15 protein-coding genes and 1 tRNA gene are annotated in these 17,582 nt (G+C 68.9%); 8 read left to right on the forward strand and 8 right to left on the reverse strand.

Annotated elements, in window-relative coordinates; all coding sequences use genetic code 11:
• Positions 1 to 23: 23 nt before the first annotated feature.
• The 3 genes from LXT21_RS00460 to LXT21_RS00470 all read left to right on the forward strand — a co-directional run bounded on the left by LXT21_RS00460 (position 24) and on the right by LXT21_RS00470 (position 2,730).
• Positions 24 to 875 carry a metallophosphoesterase family protein gene (locus LXT21_RS00460; RefSeq protein ID WP_254036110.1) on the forward strand — a complete coding sequence of 284 codons (852 nt, stop codon included), beginning with the start codon at positions 24 to 26 and terminating at the stop codon, positions 873 to 875.
• A gap of 97 nt (positions 876 to 972) precedes the next feature.
• The gene (locus tag LXT21_RS00465) at positions 973 to 1,362 is read left to right on the forward strand and encodes a response regulator (protein WP_254036111.1); all 390 of its coding nucleotides are present in this window, start codon (positions 973 to 975) and stop codon (positions 1,360 to 1,362) included.
• Positions 1,363 to 1,440: 78 nt separating this feature from the next.
• Positions 1,441 to 2,730 carry a hemolysin family protein gene (locus LXT21_RS00470; protein ID WP_254036905.1) on the forward strand — a complete coding sequence of 430 codons (1,290 nt, stop codon included), beginning with the start codon at positions 1,441 to 1,443 and terminating at the stop codon, positions 2,728 to 2,730.
• A 9-nt stretch (positions 2,731 to 2,739) separates the two neighbouring features.
• Here LXT21_RS00470 and LXT21_RS00475 read toward each other — a convergent pair whose 3' ends face one another.
• Together LXT21_RS00475 and LXT21_RS00480 are read right to left on the reverse strand one after the other, a co-directional pair.
• On the reverse strand, positions 2,740 to 3,471 hold the full coding sequence (locus tag LXT21_RS00475) for an autoinducer binding domain-containing protein (RefSeq protein WP_254036112.1): 732 nt from the start codon (positions 3,469 to 3,471) through the stop codon (positions 2,740 to 2,742).
• A gap of 118 nt (positions 3,472 to 3,589) precedes the next feature.
• Positions 3,590 to 4,282 carry an N-acetylmannosamine-6-phosphate 2-epimerase gene (locus tag LXT21_RS00480; protein ID WP_254036113.1) on the reverse strand — a complete coding sequence of 231 codons (693 nt, stop codon included), beginning with the start codon at positions 4,280 to 4,282 and terminating at the stop codon, positions 3,590 to 3,592.
• A 544-nt stretch (positions 4,283 to 4,826) separates the two neighbouring features.
• Between LXT21_RS00480 and LXT21_RS00485 the strand changes: the two genes are divergently transcribed.
• The 5 genes from LXT21_RS00485 (at position 4,827) to cml (ending at position 10,628) form a co-directional block, all read left to right on the forward strand.
• Entirely contained in the window at positions 4,827 to 5,972 is a 1,146-nt protein-coding gene (locus LXT21_RS00485) for a hypothetical protein (RefSeq protein WP_254036114.1), read from the forward strand.
• A 909-nt stretch (positions 5,973 to 6,881) separates the two neighbouring features.
• A tRNA-Arg gene (locus LXT21_RS00490) sits at positions 6,882 to 6,955 on the forward strand.
• Positions 6,956 to 8,233: 1,278 nt separating this feature from the next.
• A complete protein-coding gene (locus LXT21_RS00495; RefSeq protein WP_254036115.1) occupies positions 8,234 to 8,599 on the forward strand; it encodes an HPF/RaiA family ribosome-associated protein in 366 nt (121 codons plus the stop codon).
• A gap of 111 nt (positions 8,600 to 8,710) precedes the next feature.
• The gene (locus LXT21_RS00500) at positions 8,711 to 9,265 is read left to right on the forward strand and encodes a peroxiredoxin family protein (RefSeq protein ID WP_254036116.1); all 555 of its coding nucleotides are present in this window, start codon (positions 8,711 to 8,713) and stop codon (positions 9,263 to 9,265) included.
• Between the two features lie 178 nt (positions 9,266 to 9,443).
• Positions 9,444 to 10,628 (forward strand): CmlA/FloR family chloramphenicol efflux MFS transporter, encoded by a 1,185-nt coding sequence (gene cml, locus LXT21_RS00505; RefSeq protein WP_256571248.1) that lies wholly within the window; start codon positions 9,444 to 9,446, stop codon positions 10,626 to 10,628.
• A 55-nt stretch (positions 10,629 to 10,683) separates the two neighbouring features.
• Here cml and LXT21_RS00510 read toward each other — a convergent pair whose 3' ends face one another.
• From LXT21_RS00510 to LXT21_RS00535, 6 genes are all read right to left on the reverse strand, one after another.
• On the reverse strand, positions 10,684 to 12,039 hold the full coding sequence (locus LXT21_RS00510) for a glycoside hydrolase family 16 protein (RefSeq protein WP_254036117.1): 1,356 nt from the start codon (positions 12,037 to 12,039) through the stop codon (positions 10,684 to 10,686).
• 76 nt (positions 12,040 to 12,115) lie between these two features.
• Positions 12,116 to 13,183, reverse strand: a complete 1,068-nt coding sequence (locus LXT21_RS00515) for a sulfate/molybdate ABC transporter ATP-binding protein (RefSeq protein ID WP_254036118.1) — start codon at positions 13,181 to 13,183, stop codon at positions 12,116 to 12,118.
• The gene (gene cysW, locus LXT21_RS00520; RefSeq protein ID WP_254036119.1) at positions 13,180 to 14,031 is read right to left on the reverse strand and encodes a sulfate ABC transporter permease subunit CysW; all 852 of its coding nucleotides are present in this window, start codon (positions 14,029 to 14,031) and stop codon (positions 13,180 to 13,182) included. Before cysW ends, LXT21_RS00515 begins: the two co-directional genes overlap by 4 nt.
• Positions 14,032 to 14,036: 5 nt before the next feature.
• Entirely contained in the window at positions 14,037 to 14,879 is an 843-nt protein-coding gene (gene cysT / locus LXT21_RS00525) for a sulfate ABC transporter permease subunit CysT (protein ID WP_254036120.1), read from the reverse strand.
• 3 nt (positions 14,880 to 14,882) lie between these two features.
• Complete coding sequence (locus tag LXT21_RS00530; RefSeq protein ID WP_254036121.1) at positions 14,883 to 15,914, reverse strand: sulfate ABC transporter substrate-binding protein; 1,032 nt, start codon at positions 15,912 to 15,914, stop codon at positions 14,883 to 14,885.
• Positions 15,915 to 15,925: 11 nt separating this feature from the next.
• Positions 15,926 to 17,239: an OprO/OprP family phosphate-selective porin gene (locus LXT21_RS00535; RefSeq protein ID WP_254036122.1), complete on the reverse strand. Its 1,314-nt coding sequence runs from the start codon at positions 17,237 to 17,239 to the stop codon at positions 15,926 to 15,928.
• Positions 17,240 to 17,582 lie beyond the last annotated feature (343 nt).

Raw genomic sequence — 17,582 nt, forward strand, 5'->3', positions numbered from 1 at the left:
CGGACGTGAAGCCGCCGCGGTCGATGCCTACGTTGCTGTCCATGCCCCCAAGGACGTTGGCGCACCTTTCGGATCTGCACCTGGACCTGAGCCCGGCCAGTGACGCCCAGGCCCGCGCGCTGGTCACCGCGCTCCAGGCGAACCGCGCGGACCACGTGGTGGTGACCGGTGACTTGACGCACCAGGGCTCGCATGAGGAGTACCGTCGCTTCCTCGACATCTTCTCGCCGCTGTTGGACACCGGACGGCTCACGCTCATCCCCGGCAATCATGACCGCCCCGGCGAGGACGTGGGCGGCGGCTGGATGGACGGCCTGAAGGTGCGCACCGTGGAGCGCCCCGGGCTGTATCTGGTGTGCGTGGACTCCACCGGCGAGCACAACCGCAACTACTTCGCGAGCCACGGCGAGCTGTCGCTCGAGACGGTGGAGCAGGTGGAAGCGGCCCTGACGCGGGCGCCCAAGGACGCGCTGGTGGCGGTGCTCGTGCACCACCACGTGTTGCCCCTGCCCGAGGAGAGCTTCCCGGAGCGGCTCGCCACGCGCATGGGCTGGCCCCACGCCTCCGAGCTGTCGCTGGGCGCGGAGCTGGTGGCGCGGCTGCAGGGCCGGTGCGACCTGGTGCTCCACGGCCACCGTCACCACCCCAACGAGACGGTGGTGGACACGGCCCACGGCCGCCCCTTGCGCGTCTTCAACGCGGGCAGCTCCACGGATTTGGGGCGCTTCCGACTGCTCCAGCACTCGGAGGGCCGCCTGCTGGGCGAGCCGGTGTGGTGCCAGTCCACCCAGCCGGAGCGTCCGCGCACGGCCAGCCACAACGTGCGCCCCGCACTGCAGTACCTCGTCACCCAGCTGGGGATGGCGCTCTTCTGATGTCCGCCTGCTCGCTCTGCGAGCGGAAGCCATTCCACCGGGGGACGTGAATGGCGTGGGGGCGCGAGGGGGTTCTCCTCATGTTTGGGGAGGATGCTTGGCGCGACTGGACACCGATGATGGCTCGAGAAGAGTGCTGGTGGTCGACGACGACGCGGACTGGCGGGAGTTCCTGCGGCTCAGCCTGGAGGAGCTGGGGTATGACACGATGGAGGCGGCCGACGGCCAGGAGGCCCTGGACAGCCTCCGGCGCGGAGAGCGCTTCGAGGTCATGCTGCTGGACCTGAACATGCCGGGCATGAGCGGCCTGGAGGTCGTCGAGCGCCTGGAGCGGCTGCCCCGGGGGCCCCACCCCCGGGTGGTGTTCCTGACCTCGGCGGCCGCCCAGGATGTGGGCATGGCCCTGCTGGCCGGGCCCCACTACTACCTGCCCAAGGGCGCCAGTCGGGATCAACTGTCTCTCCTCTTGCAGTCACTTGGTGAGTGAGCCGCTGGCCAACCGAGGATACGGTAGAGGGCTCCTGAGAGGAGGGCCGTCATCGCATCGGAGCTGCTCATCATCTTGTTGCTCGTCCTGGCCAATGGCGTGTTCGCCGGGGCCGAGCTCGCCATCATTTCCATCCGAAGGACGCGGCTGAAGGAGCTGATGGAGCAGGGCAGTGGCTCCGCCAGGGCGGTGGAGGCCCTGCGGGCCAACCCCGAGCGGTTCCTCGCGACGGTGCAGATTGGCATCACCGTCATCGGCGCGACGGCGGCGGCCTTCGGTGGCGCGAGCATCGCCAACCGGCTGGCCCCGGTGCTGATGGAGCTGGGTCTGCCGGAGGCGACGGCGGACGAGGTGGCCCTGGCCGCGGTGGTCGTCTTCGTGTCGTTCCTGTCGCTGGTGCTCGGGGAGCTGGTGCCCAAGTCGTTGGCCCTGCGGGCCTCGGAGCGCTACGGGATGCTCATCGGCCGGCCCCTGCTGGGCCTGTCCTGGGTGATGCGGCCGGTGGTGTGGTTCCTCACGGCCAGCTCCAACGTGGTGCTGCGGCTGTTCGGGGACAGGACGAACTTCACCGAGAGCCGGCTGTCCGCGGAGGAGCTCCAGGCGCTGGTGGAGGAGGCCGCGAAGCAGGGCTCGTTGGACCCGAAGGCGGGTGAAATCGCCGCGCGCGCGTTCGAGATGGGCGACTTGACGGTGGGCGAGCTGATGGTGACGCGCGAGCAGATCGTCGCGCTGCGTCGCCACGCGAACGCGGATGAGATTCGCCAGATGCTGCTGGAGCGCGGGCACTCGCGGATGCCGGTGTTCGAGGGTTCACTGGACAACATCGTCGGCTACGTCATCGCCAAGGACCTGCTGGCCGTGGCGTGGGAGGGGAACCTCATCGTGCTGGAGGACGTGCTCCGGCCGGCCTTCTTCCTGGTGGAGACGATGCGGGCCATGGACGCGCTGAAGGAGCTGCAGCGCCGTCGCATGCAGCTGGCCATCATCGTGGACGAGCGCGGCGGCGTGGTGGGCCTGGTGACGGTGGAGGACCTGGTCGAGGAGATGGTGGGCGACATCCTCAGCGAGTCGGAGACACCCGAGGAGCTGGTGCGACGCGAGAGCCCCGTGGCGGCGGTGGTGCAGGGCAGCGCGGCCATCCGCGACGTCAACCGCGAGCTGGGGTTGGAGCTGGCCGAGGACGGCGATTACTCCACGGTGGCGGGGTTGAGCATCGCGCTCGCGGGCGGCGCCATCCCCGAGCCCGGCACGAAGCTGAAGACCAAGGACGGCCTGGAGCTGGAGGTGGTGGAGGCATCGCCCCGGCGCGTGCGCACGGTGCGCATCTTCCTGCCGCCGCCCCAGCCCGAGGAGGGCGACAGCGCCTGAGGCCCGCGCTCACCCCGCGTCCATCAACCCCAGGGTGAGCGCCTTCACCACCGCCTGGACCTTGTTGGTGGCGTTGAGCTTGAGCAGCGCGTTGCCGATGTGGAAGTTCACGGTGCGCTCTGAGATGTCGAGGATGGTGCTGATGTCCGCGGACGTCTTGCCCTCCCCCGTCCAGAGCAGCACCTCGCGCTCGCGCGGGGTCAGCGCGGTGTCCACCTCGGGCGCGAGCCGGGGCACCAGCAGGCCCATCATCCGAGCGTGGAGCTGGTGGGCCGTCACCAGCATCGGCTGACGCAGCGCCTCCAGCGTGGCCTTGGAGAGCGGCTCGGGTGAGGCGCGGGCGAAGGTGAGCAGACCGAAGACGCCGTGCGCGGCCCAGCACGACTGGCTCACCGCGGAGGCCAGCCCGAAGGCGCGCGCGTCCTCGAGGAGTTGGGGGGCCTGGGCGAAGAGCGCGTCGGACCAGACCAGGAGCTCGGTGGTGCTCGCACCCAGGCGCACCACCGGGTCGACGCGGAGGTAATCGTGCGCGTGGTAGTGCGCCATCCATCCAGGGGGATAGGAGTCGAAGGTGGCCACCGCGGGATGGGAGACGGGCCAGGGCATGCGCAACAGGTAGCCGCAGAAGTCGAAGCCCAGCGCCCGCGCCAGGGCATCCACGTGCTCGAACAAGGCCTGCGCATCCTCCACGCGCCGCGCCGGCGGTCCACGTGGAGGTCCCGAGTCGACGGACACACCCACCCCCAGGCTCCAAACGACTGGCACTGGGTGGAGGATATAAACAGCCCGCCTCCGGCGGACCAGCCCCGATGACTGTCTTTGCTCCACGAGGGCATGACGTCTGGCCCGCACCGAGTCCTCAGCGCGCGCGGAGGGCCCTGGCGAAGGTCGAGGTGATGAATTGAGGGCGGGTGATGGCGCTGCCCACGACGACCAGGTCCGAGCCGAGCCGCAGCGTCCGGGCGGCCTGGGCTGGCGTCGAGATACCTCCCTCGGCCACCAGCGGGCACCGCACCACGGCGGCGCGAAGTTTCCGCAGGTGCTCGAAGTCATCGTCGGAGAGGTGGCGCCCGGCGGTCTCCTGGGTGAAGCCATACAGCGCGCTGGAGACACAGTCGAACCCCAGCTCCTGGGCGAGCGAGGCCTCGCGGACGGTGGCCACCTCCGCCATCAACGGGACGTCCGGGTAGCGGGCGCGGACCGTCCTGACCAGGTCCGGGAGCGACTGTCCTTCCGGACGCCAGCGCTCCGTCGCGTCGATGCCCACCAGCTGGGCGCCGGCGTCCACGACCTCGGCCACCTCCGCGAGCGTCGGCGTGACGCTCACCGTCGAGTCGGGATACTCGCGGAGGAGGACGCCGATGAGCGGCAGTGGGACCTTCGCGCGAATCGCGGCGAGCTCCGCGGGCCCGTTGGCGAGGATGCCCTGGGCGCCTCCCCTGGCCGCCGCGACGGCCATTGCGACCATGAACGCGCTGCCGTGGAGTGGCTCCCCGGGCAGGGCCTCGCAGGCCACCACGAGGCCTCCCTGGAGTTGCTGGAGCAGCCTCATCCGGTGACCCACTCCGGTTGGCGGTCGCGCACGTCGCTCCGCGGCAGGTCTCCCAGCGAGTGGCGCACCGCGGGCACCTCGATACCCCGAGGCCAGGGCCAGGGGGCGACGTCCTCGGAGGGGCTCCCCAGTTCGTCGAAAGGGCGCTGTCCGGCGGTGGTGGGCATTGACGACCTCCCGTGCGAAGGGTTCCCCTGAGTTAAAGCCAGACACCCGGACGGGAAACCTGTCAGGACTGACAGGATGAGCGCCCGACAGAGGGGCCACGCACCGGGCGACGCCGGAGCCGCCTGGCGAATCCCAGACACCCACGGCGGACGCCCGCGCTTTCTCGACGTGTCAGACACTGTGACGCGCGGCGGGTCCTTGGGGACACGGAGCCTGCGCTTTACTGACGGAGACTCGGTGACATGAATCTCATCGGTTGGGTGGAAACCGCCCCTCGGTGAGTCATTGCGTGAATGAATTGACCCAGTTCAATACACCCATGCGATTCGCCTAACGTGGTCGTGCCTCATTGCGAGGCCATTGACCGGAGCCAGACATGACACGTGCATATGGATTCCCCGCGCTCGCGGCGCTGTTGCTCTTGGGCGGCTGCGACGGCAGCTCTTCCGAAGTGGGCGCGCCATCCTCATTGCAGACACAGGAGGCAGCGGTAGGTGAGTTGGACCTGGCGGTGGTGGACCTGGTGGCGTCCTGCCAGGCCACGGCGCTGACGCTGTCCGCGGCGGTGCAGAACCTGGGGGCCACCGGCATCGCCGGCTCGACGGCGGCCATCTACGCGGGCGAGCCGGGCGCGGGAGGCACGCGCCTGGGCATCGTCAGTGTTCCCTTCCTGGTGGGCGGCGAGCGCTTCCCCTTCCAGCTCTCCTTCACGGTGCCGGAGGGAACCCAGCGGGTGGTGGTGCTCGCGGACGACGACGGAATCTTCGACGAGGGGGACGAGGCGAACAACCGCGCCGCGTTCGACTTCCTGGTTCCGTGCGCGACCAATCAGCTGCCCGTGGCGAACTGCCAGGACGTCACCGTCCCGGCGGACGCGACCTGCCGGGGTGTGGCCTCGGTGGACAACGGCTCGTTCGACCCGGATGTCTTCCCGGGGCCGTTCAGCGTGAGCCAGACGCCCGCGGGCCCGTTCTCCCTGGGGACGACGCCCGTCCGCCAGGACGTGACGGATGGCGCCAGCACAAGCACCTGTGCCGCGACGGTGAACGTGGTCGACGTCACCGCGCCCACGCCAGGCGCGAGCCGGGGCATCACCCTGACGCCCTCGGCCGGTTCCGACTATGTGCTGGTGTCGCTGGATGACTGCGCCCTGCCGGCCACGGACAACTGTGGCGGCACGCTGCCCCTGGCACAGGCGGGGACGCTGCTGCGCGTCACCTCCGACGAGCAGAACGATGCGCTGTCATTGCTGCGGTTGTTGGCCTGTGACGACATCAAGCTGAGCGCGGATGGCAAGTCCGCGCTGGTGCGAGCCGAGGCGGCGCTCCTGGGCAATGGCCGCGTCTACACGTTCGTCTATGGCGTGAAGGACAACGCGGGCAACCAGTCCGTGGGCTCCTGCCAGGTCCGGGTCCCCGCGCTGCTCGGCAATCCCGCGGTCGACTCGGGGGCACGGTATTGCCAGGGTGAGGGCTGCCCCTCGGGGACGACGTACCCCGGGCTGCTCTGCTCGCTGCTGTAGTTCATGGGAGGCATGGCACTCCGCCCGGATTCGCTCTGGGCGGAGTGCTGTCAATGCCTCTCAGCCTCCGACGGATGGGCCGGGCGCTGAATCCTGCATTCCCGGGATGGCCTGGAGTGCTGCTTTTGTAATATGGTTACATCCTCCCCAAGGAGGAACAATGTCGACGAGATATTTCATTGGTGCGGCACTGGGAATGCTGGTGGCCGTGGCCATGGGCTGTGGAGCGCCGTCTGCTGAAGAGGTGGTAGGGGTGGAGGGGGTCGAGGAGGTCTCGCGGGAGCTGTCGACCTGTTCGGCGGCCTGCGCCACGGGGTCGGTGACCTGTCCGTCGGGCACGACGGTCTGCTCCGCCCAGGACAACTCCGGGGTGACGTGCAACGGGACGTTCATCGCGTGCCCCACGACGCCCCCGGCGTGTGGCGGACTGCCGCAGTGCAGAGACCTGGTGGGAAGCAGTTGCGCCCTCGGCTCCAGGGAGCCGTGCTGCACGGCATCGGGAGCCGAGAGCTTCTGCGTCTGTACCCTCAGTGGAATCCTGCGCTGCAACGCACTCTAGGCAGAGTCCGAGTGGCCTTGACTCGCCTCCAGACGACTGCCCGTTGAGGTCGTGTGAGCTCATCCGGGCGGATGATGGAGGGCTCCATAGGACATAAGCCCGGGGCGCCAGAGGTAGGCCCCGGCACCCTCTACCGGCAGGAGCCCCCACACCGCCCAGCCCCCCATCGAGCCCTCATGTCGGGAGTCCTCTGGGAGGACTCCCGACATGAGGGCCTCCGTGCCTGCTTGCCCCTAGGGCACGGAGGCGGCCGCAAATAGCCGGCGGTGTCACCTCACCAGCCCCAGGCCGAATGTGTGCTTGCGTCGGCAAGGAAGTTCGGCTACTTGTCCCCTCGCCTCAGCGGTTCTGCGCGATTAGCTCAGCTGGATAGAGCGTTGGCCTCCGGAGCCAAAGGCCGCAGGTTCGACTCCTGCATCGCGCGCAGGGACAACCGCCCGGTCTTCCTCAGGAAACTGATGGAGACCGGGCGGGAAATCCTGCCCTCCGCGAGGCTCCCCCACAGCTTCCGACCTCTTCAGCGCCAGCCTCCAGGACGATGGCCCTCGCCTGTCGAGACGCCCTGGCGTGGAGAGCCGCCGCTACCGCGAGCATTCCCCGCGGACCCGCAGGGAACAGCGACGCCGCAGCCGGCGTCACGCCACGGCTCCGCGAGAGCCATCACTCAATCCGAGACACGAAATCCGCAGGCAGGCCGTCACACGGCTCGTGATACCGATATCGCCAGAATCGCGGACAGTGCGGTCACGGTTCATCTCCTGGCACGAGACTGGTCGAGCCCCCCTCGCAAATCGGCCCCAATTCCACGCGCACCCAGGGGGTCTTCCGCGAAATGATTGGCTCTCGCCCGCAAGCGCATGAGGAAATCCACAGCACCGTCGTGTACGTCGCATCGCTGTAATAGTAATAGGTATAGGTGTTCGTACAGAGGGCAAGGGACTCCACGTCCTCAGCCTGAGCGCTCTCGGACTGGGCCGTCTCGACAGAGCCTTCGCCCGCCCCCAACAACACACCCAGCGACATCACGAGAACGACAGGTAGCGAGGACATGTCACCTCCATGAACGGCGGATGAAACTCCGGTCCGAACCCCAGGCACTGGAGCCAATCCCATACTACTCGCCACCATCCACGACACACAACCAGGGCCCAAGTCTCGTACGGCATTGCGAGGTTGTCTTTGCCCCTCGGAAACCCCGCATCAGCCCATCCTCCTCGGCGCCGTCGTGACCCTCTCCGTGGGTTGACGTTCGCCCACGGCACTTCCGCACGCCGCCGTCTCCATCGCCGTCATCGCCATCCTACGGACAGCCGCGACGCGGCTGTTCCGCGGACTCGAAGGCATCCACTGCGAACTCGCGCTCGGCCCCATCCGCCTCCAGCGTGCTCGGCCCACGAGTCCTGCTCGGAATGCGCGCGGCCCCGCGCGGCCACTCCCGGACTGGTGATGGGAACGGGCGCCGGTCACATCCTCGGCTGGTACAGCGCGTCAGGAATCCTCGCGGCACTCGCCTGGTCGCGAGACACACGGGTCCCCATCGTCGCGAAGACGCAGCCTGGACCCAACACCCTCACGCTCCATCACATTCCCACCGGGAGACCTTCGTTTTTTCGAAGCCTCCCCGGGGCTTTTCCTATTGGCGCGAAACTCCGCGGGCCAGCAGATAGGAGAGAGGCCCATGGTGGGCCGGAAGGAGCCGAGGATGCGAATCGAAATCCGAGCCCGACACTTCACCCTCACCGAGACCCTCCGCACCCACGTCGAGCGCCGCGCGCGCTTCGCCATGGGACGACTGTCGGACCGGGTCCGCGAGGTGACGGTGCGCTTGGAAGACATCAACGGCCCACGCGGAGGCGTGGACAAGGTGGCGAAGGTCACGGTGCGCCTGGAGCACGGCGGACAGCTCGCGTCGGAGGCGATGGACGCGACCTTCCCCGGCGCGGTGGACCGGGCCCTGGAGCGCGCCGGGCACGCCGTGGGCAAGGCACTGGGACGCTCGCACCGCCAGGACAGCGAGAGCGTGAGGACCGGCCCCTGGGAAGCCGAGGAGCAGCCCAGCCCCCTGTGAGGTGAAGCACCGCCGCGGGCCCTTCTCCCCGAAGGGCCCCGGCGATGTCAGGATGGGTCCATGACGCGCGGGGCCTGAGCGCTCGCGCGTCCCTTTCCTGGAGGCTTTCCGATGCAGACGGCGGGGACGGGCGTGCTGGCGCGAGGACGGGCCGCGTGGGCCCGGGCAAGGCAGCGCTGGTGGGTGCGCTGGGGCGTGGACCTGGTGCTGCTGGCGCTCGTCTTCACCGCCGTCGCGGCCTGGCAGACCCGGCACCTGCCCGGCTCCGGAGCCCCCGCGCCGGACTTCACCCTGCGGACCCTCTCGGGAGAGACGGTGTCGCTCGCCTCGCTGCGAGGCAAACCCGTGGTGCTCGCATTCTGGGCCCCGTGGTGCGGCGTGTGCGGCGCCGAGTCCTCCAACCTCTCCCAGCTTCGTCGCGTCGCCGGAGACTCCGCGCACGTCGTGTCCGTGGCCCTGGCCTACGAAGACGTGGCCGCCGTGCAGCGCTTCGCCGAGGAGCACACGGTGGACTACCCGGTGCTCCTCGGCGACGACTCGATACAGCAAGCGTGGCGGGTGAACATGTTCCCCACCGTGTTCTTCCTGTCCGCCGAGGGACGCATCGAGCGCTCCGTGGTGGGCTACACCACCCTGCTCGGCCTGTCCTGGCGGTGGATGTTGTAGAGTCCGGAGCACCTCTCGGAGCCAACGGATGGGAACGACCAAATCCGCAGATGAGTGAGCCGCGGCGACCCTGTTGCCGCGGCCCTCTGTCCCAAGCTCATCACGTTCCCGTGGAGAGGCAGATGGCCGCCCGCTGTTCCCCTTTTGTGCGGATGCCATCGTGTCTCACTCGAAAACCTTGTCGTGGACGTACTCCGTGCCAGCAGCGCTGTTGCTGATGGCCCCCTTCGACCTCCTGGCCTCGCTGGCCATGGACATCTACCTGCCCGTGGTTCCGGCCATGGTCGGAATCCTCCAGACGTCTCCCTCCATCATCCAGCTCACGCTCAGCCTCTACATGGCGGTGCTCGGGCTGGGCCAGGTGGTGTTCGGCCCCCTGTCGGACCGCATCGGTCGGCGGCGGGTGCTGTTGGGAGGCGCGCTGTTGTTCGCGGCCACCTCGTTCCTGCTCGCGGGCACCTCGGACGCGCTGACGTTCGTCGGCTTGCGGCTCCTGCAGGCCGTGGGCGCCTCCGCGGCGCTCGTCGCCACGTTCGCCACCGTCCGTGATGTCTACGCGGAGCGGCCGGAGAGCGCGGTCATCTACAGCCTGTTCAGCGCCATGTTGGCCTTCGTCCCCGCGCTGGGCCCCATCGTCGGGGCGCTGCTCGCGAGGCACTTCGGCTGGCGGGCCATCTTCATCACGCTCGGCGTCCTGGCGACGGCGGCCGTGCTGAACGCGTGGCCCCGGTGGCATGAGACCCACGCGGCGGACGGGCCACGTCCCTCCGTCGCGTTCCGTCCCATCCTGCGCGACGCGGGGTTCTGGACGTACACCCTGGGCTTCAGCTCGGCCATGGGCGCGTTCTTCGTGTTCTTCTCCACCGCGCCCCGGGTCCTCATCGGACAGGCGGGCTTCACCGAGCTCGGCTTCAGCCTGGCCTTCGCCACCGCGGCGCTCGCGATGATCGCGACGACGCGCTTCGCCAGGCGCTTCGTGGCGGCGTGGGGACTGGACGGCAGCCTCACACGGGGCATGCTCCTGTTGCTCACCGGCGCGGCCCTGCTCGCGGCGGGGCAGCTGCTCGCGGCCCCCTCGTTCTGGACGTTCGTCGCGCCGATGTGGGTCATCGCGGCGGGAATCGTCTTCGCCGCGTCCGTCACCGCCAACGGCGCGCTCCAGGCCTTTGGCGCCGTTGCGGGCACGGCCGTCGCGCTCTACTTCTGCGTCCAGAGCCTCATCGTCGGCACCGTGGGCACACTGATGGTCGTCCTCCTCGACGGTGACACGGCGTGGCCCCTGGTGGCGTATGCCTCGCTCATGGCGACGGTGACGCTGAGCGCCCAGGCGAACCTGCGTCGGAGGCGGGTGCACGCCACCTAGCGCGGGGCTCCACCGCGCCGGAGGGAGGTGCCACCTCCGGCGCGGCGTGCATCGACTACAGCTTCACCAACTGCACATCATCCATGTGCACGAAGTTCGCGCCGTTGCCCGTGGTGGCACGGGTATGGAACCCCAGCTCCAGATACCCGCCGGTGACGGAGATGACCGGCGTCTCCACCAGCGTCCACGCGCCATACGTCCCCAGCTCGGTGAACACCGGCGCGCACGAGCCACACGTCTTCGCCTGGATGCGAGACAGGTCGAAGGTGCCACCCTTTCGCACCCACGCGCGGACCCGGTAGTTGCCGGACGCCAGCCCCGACACCGTCTGATACGTCCACACCTCGAAGGGCGTGGCGTTGGTCCAGTGCGTCAGGTGATAGCTGCCCGAGTGCCCTCCGTTGTGCGTCTCGCTGAAGTCCGCCGCCTCGGTGCCGTTCGGGCTCCACGTCGCCCAACCGCTCATGTCCGACTCGAAGCCCGGGTTCGTCAGCGTCCCGCCCGGCGTGCTGCCGGCCTGATACCAACGCACCCACTCCACCTCCATCGTCTTGCGCTGTCCCGACGGCAGGTCCACGTTGCCCGCCGGCGTATTGCCATACCAGTTCCCACCCAGCGCCAGGTTCAACAGGATGTAGTGGTTCTGCCGGAACGCCTGGGCGCCGTGCACGAAGTCCGCGTTCGCCCGGACCTGGTTGTCCAAGCGGAACACCATCCGGTCCGCCGTCCACTCCAGCTCGTAGACGTGGAAGGCATCCGCCAGGCTGTAGCCCCGGTTCGCCCCGGAGCCCCAATCCCTCGCACCCTCGCCCCAGTGCGTGGCCACCTTCATCCATGACGGCTCGTTCGAGTGCCACTCGAGGATGTCGATCTCCCCCGCCGCCGGCCAGCCGACGCTGGAGATGTTCGCGCCCAGGGTCCAGAACGCGGGCCACATGCCGTAACCCGACGGCACCTTGATGCTCGCCACCAGCTTGCCGTAGGTCCGCTCCACCTTGCCCTTGGTGTGGATGCGTCCCGAGTAGAACGAGCGCGGCCCATAGCCAGTGCAACGTGAGTCATTGGGAGCGTCGCTGGTGCGCTCGGCGGTGAGGATGAGCTTGCCCCCGCTCACCGTCACGTTCTGCGCGCGCGGGTACTCCAACTCCCCCGTGCCGAAGTTGCAGTTGCCCGTCACCGGGTCGAAATTGCTCGTCAGCACGTTCCAGTTCGCCGAGTTCAGCGCCGAGCCCGTGAAGTCGTCCTGCCACGCCAGGTTCCAGCCCGCCCCTGGGTCGTAGGCCAACTCCTTCTGCTCCTGCGCGACCAGCGGCGGCTCGGACTCCGCTGGGACCTCGCTCCCACATCCCCCCAACAACAACCCACCCAACACGAAACACGCACCCCAGCTGGACTCGCTCCGATATGCCATCCGCTCCTCCTGGAATAATGCGAGAACACGATTTACTCGAATTCTAGCATCTACTTCCTTCGGAGTGAAAACAAAGTCAGATGGCGTAGTCCCCCAGGAAGACGGAGGCGGAGCGCACGTCGGCGTGGACCGCGTCACCTTCCGAGACGCCGAGCGCATCGAACTCGGAGCGAGACACCTGCACCGTCACTTCATCACCCGAAGGAAGTCGCAGGAGCACCTTGACGAAGCCGCCCACGGACTTGAGGCGCTCCACCCTCCCCATGACGGGCGAAGTGCTGCGTGCCGCGCCATCCGTGCGCGCCAGCTTGATGTCATGAGGACGCACGAAGGCATGCACCGCCTCGCCCTCGCGCGCGGCGGCCGGCACCGACAGCGCGAGGGCGCCGAGCGTTGCGCGCCCCGCCTGGACATGGCCCCGCAGGATGCTCGCCCCGCCGATGAACGACGCGACGAAGGGTGACGCCGGGCGGTCGTAGATGTCCTCCGGCGAGCCCGCCTGGGCCACGCGCCCCTCGCTCAGCACGACGACATGCTGGGAGATTTCGAGCGCCTCCTGTTGGTCATGCGTCACCAGGAGCGTCGTCAGCCGCGTGCGCTCATGCAGTCCATGCAGCCACTCGCGAAGCTCCTCGCGCACCCGCGTGTCCAGCGCGCCGAAGGGCTCGTCCAGGAGCAACACCCGGGGACGGATGGCGAGCGCCCGCGCGAAGGCCACGCGCTGACGCTGGCCGCCGGAGAGCTGCCCCGGAAAGCGCGAGCCCAAGGCCTCGAGCTGTACCAGGCGCAGCATCTCGTCCACCCGCGCCTCCACCTCGGCCCGGGGTCGCTTGCGCATCTCCAATCCGAAGGCGACGTTCTGCCGCACCGTCATGTGGCGAAACAGGGCGTAGCTCTGGAACACGACGCCCACGTTGCGTTGTTGCACCGGCTGGGCCGTGCAGTCCGCGCCGTCGATGAGGACGCGCCCCGAGTCGGGGACCTCCAGCCCGGCGATGAGCCGCAGCAGCGTGGACTTCCCCGCCCCGGATGGCCCCAACAGCGAGGTGATGGCCCCCGCGGGCGCCTGGAAGGACACCGACGAGACGGCGGGGCTGCCGCCCGGGGAGAACCGCCGGGTGAGCTGCTCGACGACGATGCTCATGACGCCTCACTCCTCCACTCCACGTACTTCTTCAGGACCAGCGTCACCAGCGCCAACACCGTGAGCAACGAGGCCACGGCGAACGCTCCGGCGAAGTCGTATTCGTTGTAGAGAATCTCCGCGTGCAGCGGCAGCGTCGTGGTGACGCCGCGCACGTGCCCGGACACCACCGAGACGGCGCCGAACTCGCCCATCGCCCGCGCGTTGCAAAGGATGACGCCGTAGAGCACGCCCCACTTCACCTTCGGCAGCGTGACGCGCAGGAAGGTGCGCCAGCCACTCGCGCCCAAGGTCAGCGCCGCCTCCTCCTCGTCACTGCCCTGCGCCTGCATCACCGGGAGCACCTCCCGGGCGACGAACGGGAAGGTGATGAACACGGTCGCCAGCACGATGCCCGGCACCGCGAAGATGATGTGCACGTCGTGCTCGGCGAGCAGCGGACCCAGCCAGCCTTGCCGCCCGAAGAGCAGCACGAAGATGAGCCCCGCGATGACGGGCGACACGCTGAACGGCAGGTCGATGAGCGACAGCAACAGCGCGCGTCCCCGGAAGCGGAAGCGCGCGATCAACCACGCGGCCGAGAGTCCGAAGACCAGGTTGAGCGGCACGGCGATGCCCGCGGCCATCAGCGTCAGGAGGATGGCGGAGCGGGCCTCCGGCTCCGTGACGGCGGCCACGTACGCGGCCCACCCCTTCTGGAACGCGAAGCTGAAGACAGCCACCAACGGGACGACGAGGAAGACGGCCAGGAAGCCCAGCGCCAGGGTGATGAGCGTCCAGCGCACCCACCGTGAGCCCTCCAGCGGGCGCGTCGCGCGGTGCGCCACCAGACTCGAAGGAGCCAGCATGTCCGTCACGCTCCAGGCCGGACTTCGAACCGGCGGTGGCTCCAGCGCTGGAGCAGGTTGACGACGAGCAGGAGCAGGAACGACGTCACCAGCATCACCACGGCGATGGCCGTGGCCCCCGCGTAGTCGTACTGCTCCAGCTTGGTGACGATGAGCAGCGGGACAATCTCCGTGCGCAGCGGCATGTTGCCGGAGATGAAGACGACGGAGCCGTACTCGCCCAGCGCCCGCGCGAAGGCCAGGGTGAAGCCGCTGAGCAGCGCGGGGTAGATGGCCGGGAACAACACCCGCGTGAAGGTCTGCCACGGCGTGGCGCCCAGCGTCGCCGCGGCCTCCTCCACGTCCGCGTCCAAACCCTCCAGCACCGGCTGCACCGTGCGCACCACGAAGGGCAGCCCGATGAACGTCAGCGCCACCGCGATTCCCACGGACGTGTAGGCCACCTTGAGGCCCAGCGCCTCCAGGTATTGGCCATACCAGCCCTTCGAGGAGAACAGCGTGGTGAGCGTCAGCCCCGCCACCGCCGTGGGCAGCGCGAAGGGCAGGTCCACCAGCGACTCCACCAGCGAGCGCCCCGGGAAGCGGTAGCGCACGAGCACCCACGCGACGAGCAGGCCGAACACGACGTTGACCAGCGCCGCCACCAGCGACGCGCCGAAGCTCAATCGGTACGCCGCGAGCGCGCGGGGCGCGGTCACCGTCTCCCAGAACTGCGGCCACGTCAGGGAGAACGTCTTGAGGAACAGGCTGGACAGGGGGATGAGGACCAACAGCCCCACATAGGCCCAGGTGAAGCCCAGCGACAGACGGAAGCCGGGCAGGACATGTCGACGCGCGGGCGTGCTCATGGCTCAGCGCGCCTGGGGGACGTAGATGCGGTCGAAGACGCCGCCATCATCGAAGTGCGCGGCCTGCGCCTTGCGCCAGCCGCCGAACACCTCGTCGATGGTGAAGAGCTTCAGCTTCGGGAAGCGGGCGCCCTCCTTGCTCGCCACCGCCTCCGAGCGCGGGCGGTAGTGGTGCTTCGCCGCCAGACGCTGCCCCTCCTCCGAGTACAGGAACTGGAGATACGCCTCCGCCACCGCGCGCGTGCCGCGCTTGTCCACGTGGCGGTCCACCACCGCGACAGGGGGCTCGGCCAGGATGCTCACCGAGGGCACGACGATGTCGAACCGCCCCTGCCCCACTTCGTTCGTCAGCAGGAAGGCCTCGTTCTCCCAGGCGATGAGCACGTCCCCCAGCCCGCGCTCGGCGAACGTGGTGGTGGACCCGCGCGCGCCGGAGTCGAGCACCGGCACCCGGCGGAAGAGCGTCTCCACGAAGGCCCTCGCGCTATCGGGGGTGCCTCCCGGCTTGCGCAACGCGTAGCCCCACGCGGCCAGGTAGTTCCACCTCGCGCCGCCGGAGGTCTTCGGGTTGGGCGTGATGACCGCGACGTCCTCGCGCAGCAAATCCTCCCAGTCACGGATGCCCTTGGGGTTTCCCTTCCGCACCACGAAGACGATGGTGGAGGTGTACGGCGCGCTGTTGTGCGGGAGCCTCGCCTGCCACGCCTCCGGGATGAGCGACGCCTTGTCGTGGAGCATGTCCACGTCGTAGGCCAGCGCCAGCGTGACGATGTCCGCCTCCAGCCCGTCGATGACCGCTCGCGCCTGCTTGCCGGAGCCGCCATGGGACTGCTTGATGGACACCTTCTGGCCGTGCTTCGCCTCCCACTCCCTGGCGAACGCCGCGTTGACGTCCACGTACAGCTCCCGCGTGGGGTCGTAGGACACGTTGAGCAACGTGACGCTGTTTCCCGAGGCCGCGTCGGCACCGGAGGACTTCGAGCACCCGACGAGGGCGAGCACGACGAGCAGGGACGACACGAGCCACGAATGCATGGAGGGGCCTTTCACCAGCTCACCTGGAAGCGGGACATGACGACGGATTCGGGCAGGCGCGCTCCCTCGACGGCGCCTCCCTCGTACTCGGTGTGGTCATACGTGGTGGCCACCCGGACGTTGTTGTTGAGGTACCAGTTGGCCACCGCGCCCCAGCCATGGGCCTTGCGCGCCGAGCGCGTGGGGTCCGCGTAGACGGGGAATGCGTCCGGGTCCACGCGGAGCTCGGACAGGCGCGCCCCCAACTCCACCGCGCCCCAGCCCTCCGCGCTCGCGCCGAACGGCGCGGTGGGCTTCACGCCGTCGTAGGCCGCCTTGCCGCCGAAGAGCACGTACGACGCGCTGGCCTGCCAGGACTCGAAGCGAAGCCGCGCGTGCTGGTCCCCCAGGTTGACCTCCTGGGTCGAGGAGACGTACTCGGCCATCGCGCCCAGCGGCCCCACGTAGAGATAGCCCTGTGGGGACCAGCGGACATGCGGGCCGTGGGCGACGACGGTCTCCCCCAGGCCGTTGCCCGTCCTGAAGATGAAGAACGTCTGCTGCCCCATGGAGCGCAGCGGCGCCTCGCCCGTGGTGGACGCCGAGCCGAACTGCGACCCGCGCGACGCCGCGATGCCCAACCCCAGCCCCGAGAGCGACGGCAGCCCCAGCGCCCGGAACGGATGGGCGAACACCCGCGCCGTCAGGTCGAAGCTGTCATCCAGGTTGGTGTCGGCGCTCGCCCCGTCCGCCGTGCCGTTGAAGGCCCCCAGCGCGTAGCTCACCACGCCGTCCACCAGCTCCCCGTGCACCATCACCCCCACGTCCCGGTTGGGCACCAGGTCCGTGGGCAGCGCTCGCTCGATGAAGAGCGTATGGATGCCGGACTGGTTGCGCTCGAGTCCCACCGGCGGACGGAACTTGCCCACGCGCACCCGGACCTCCTTGCGCGGGCGGAACTCGAGATACGCATCCCACAGCGGAGGCACGTTCGCCGCGAAGTCCACCAGCAGCCGGAAGTCGAACAGGCTGAAGAGCGTCCCCTCAAGCAGCGGACGCGCACGCCGGATGAGCAGCGTGGTCGCGCCGGGACGGTCCGCGCGGCTCTCGAAGAAGCGACCATCCAACTGCACGTAGCCGCGCAGCTTCAGCAACAGGGCGTTGTCGGCGGAGTGGAGGGAGATGCCCTCGGACGTCGCCCTCACGCTGACGCTCCCCGGGGCGGGAGGCGTGGGCGCGGGCTCGGCGGACGCAGGCGCCTGGGCCAGCACGACGGACGAACACAGCCAGGTCAGCGTCGCGGCCAGGAGCGTGGGAGTGCATCGATGTGGGCGTGGACCTGCCATGGCGAAACCTCGACAGCGGAGAGGGACGCGATGGACGGGGGTTTCGAACACCTGAAAGTCGAAAGCCCACCTCCTCGCGGATGGTGGGCTTCCTCGAACCAGCTCGAACCAGGCTTCTCAGGCCACGGGTCGACAGGCGCCCACCGCAGGTGCGTCACAGCAGCAACATGCGTGGTGGGTCGAGCGGCGCATCGAGGTCCATCACGATGCCCGCCACGCTCCACCTTGTCAACGCGGGCCCTGACGACAGTCATCCGCCGTCAGCCGCACTTTCCACTCCGGACAGCCGCTGCCCGTCCCCTCTCACGCGCCCCCCGAGGGCCTCGCGGCCAATGCTGGTAAT

The organism is Myxococcus guangdongensis (genome assembly GCF_024198255.1).
GTDB lineage: Bacteria > Myxococcota > Myxococcia > Myxococcales > Myxococcaceae > Myxococcus > Myxococcus guangdongensis.

Excerpts from the sequence above, each read along its gene's own strand:
- LXT21_RS00500 (WP_254036116.1), top strand. The coding sequence starts at position 8,711 with ATGCAGACGGCGGGGACGGGCGTGCTGGCGCGAGGACGGGCCGCGTGG.
- LXT21_RS00460 (WP_254036110.1), top strand. The coding sequence starts at position 24 with ATGCCTACGTTGCTGTCCATGCCCCCAAGGACGTTGGCGCACCTTTCG.
- LXT21_RS00530 (WP_254036121.1), bottom strand. The coding sequence starts at position 15,914 with ATGCATTCGTGGCTCGTGTCGTCCCTGCTCGTCGTGCTCGCCCTCGTC.
- LXT21_RS00495 (WP_254036115.1), top strand. The coding sequence starts at position 8,234 with ATGCGAATCGAAATCCGAGCCCGACACTTCACCCTCACCGAGACCCTC.
- LXT21_RS00485 (WP_254036114.1), top strand. The coding sequence starts at position 4,827 with ATGACACGTGCATATGGATTCCCCGCGCTCGCGGCGCTGTTGCTCTTG.
- LXT21_RS00535 (WP_254036122.1), bottom strand. The coding sequence starts at position 17,239 with ATGGCAGGTCCACGCCCACATCGATGCACTCCCACGCTCCTGGCCGCG.
- LXT21_RS00515 (WP_254036118.1), bottom strand. The coding sequence starts at position 13,183 with ATGAGCATCGTCGTCGAGCAGCTCACCCGGCGGTTCTCCCCGGGCGGC.
- cysT (WP_254036120.1), bottom strand. The coding sequence starts at position 14,879 with ATGAGCACGCCCGCGCGTCGACATGTCCTGCCCGGCTTCCGTCTGTCG.
- cysW (WP_254036119.1), bottom strand. The coding sequence starts at position 14,031 with ATGCTGGCTCCTTCGAGTCTGGTGGCGCACCGCGCGACGCGCCCGCTG.
- LXT21_RS00480 (WP_254036113.1), bottom strand. The coding sequence starts at position 4,282 with ATGAGGCTGCTCCAGCAACTCCAGGGAGGCCTCGTGGTGGCCTGCGAG.
- LXT21_RS00510 (WP_254036117.1), bottom strand. The coding sequence starts at position 12,039 with ATGGCATATCGGAGCGAGTCCAGCTGGGGTGCGTGTTTCGTGTTGGGT.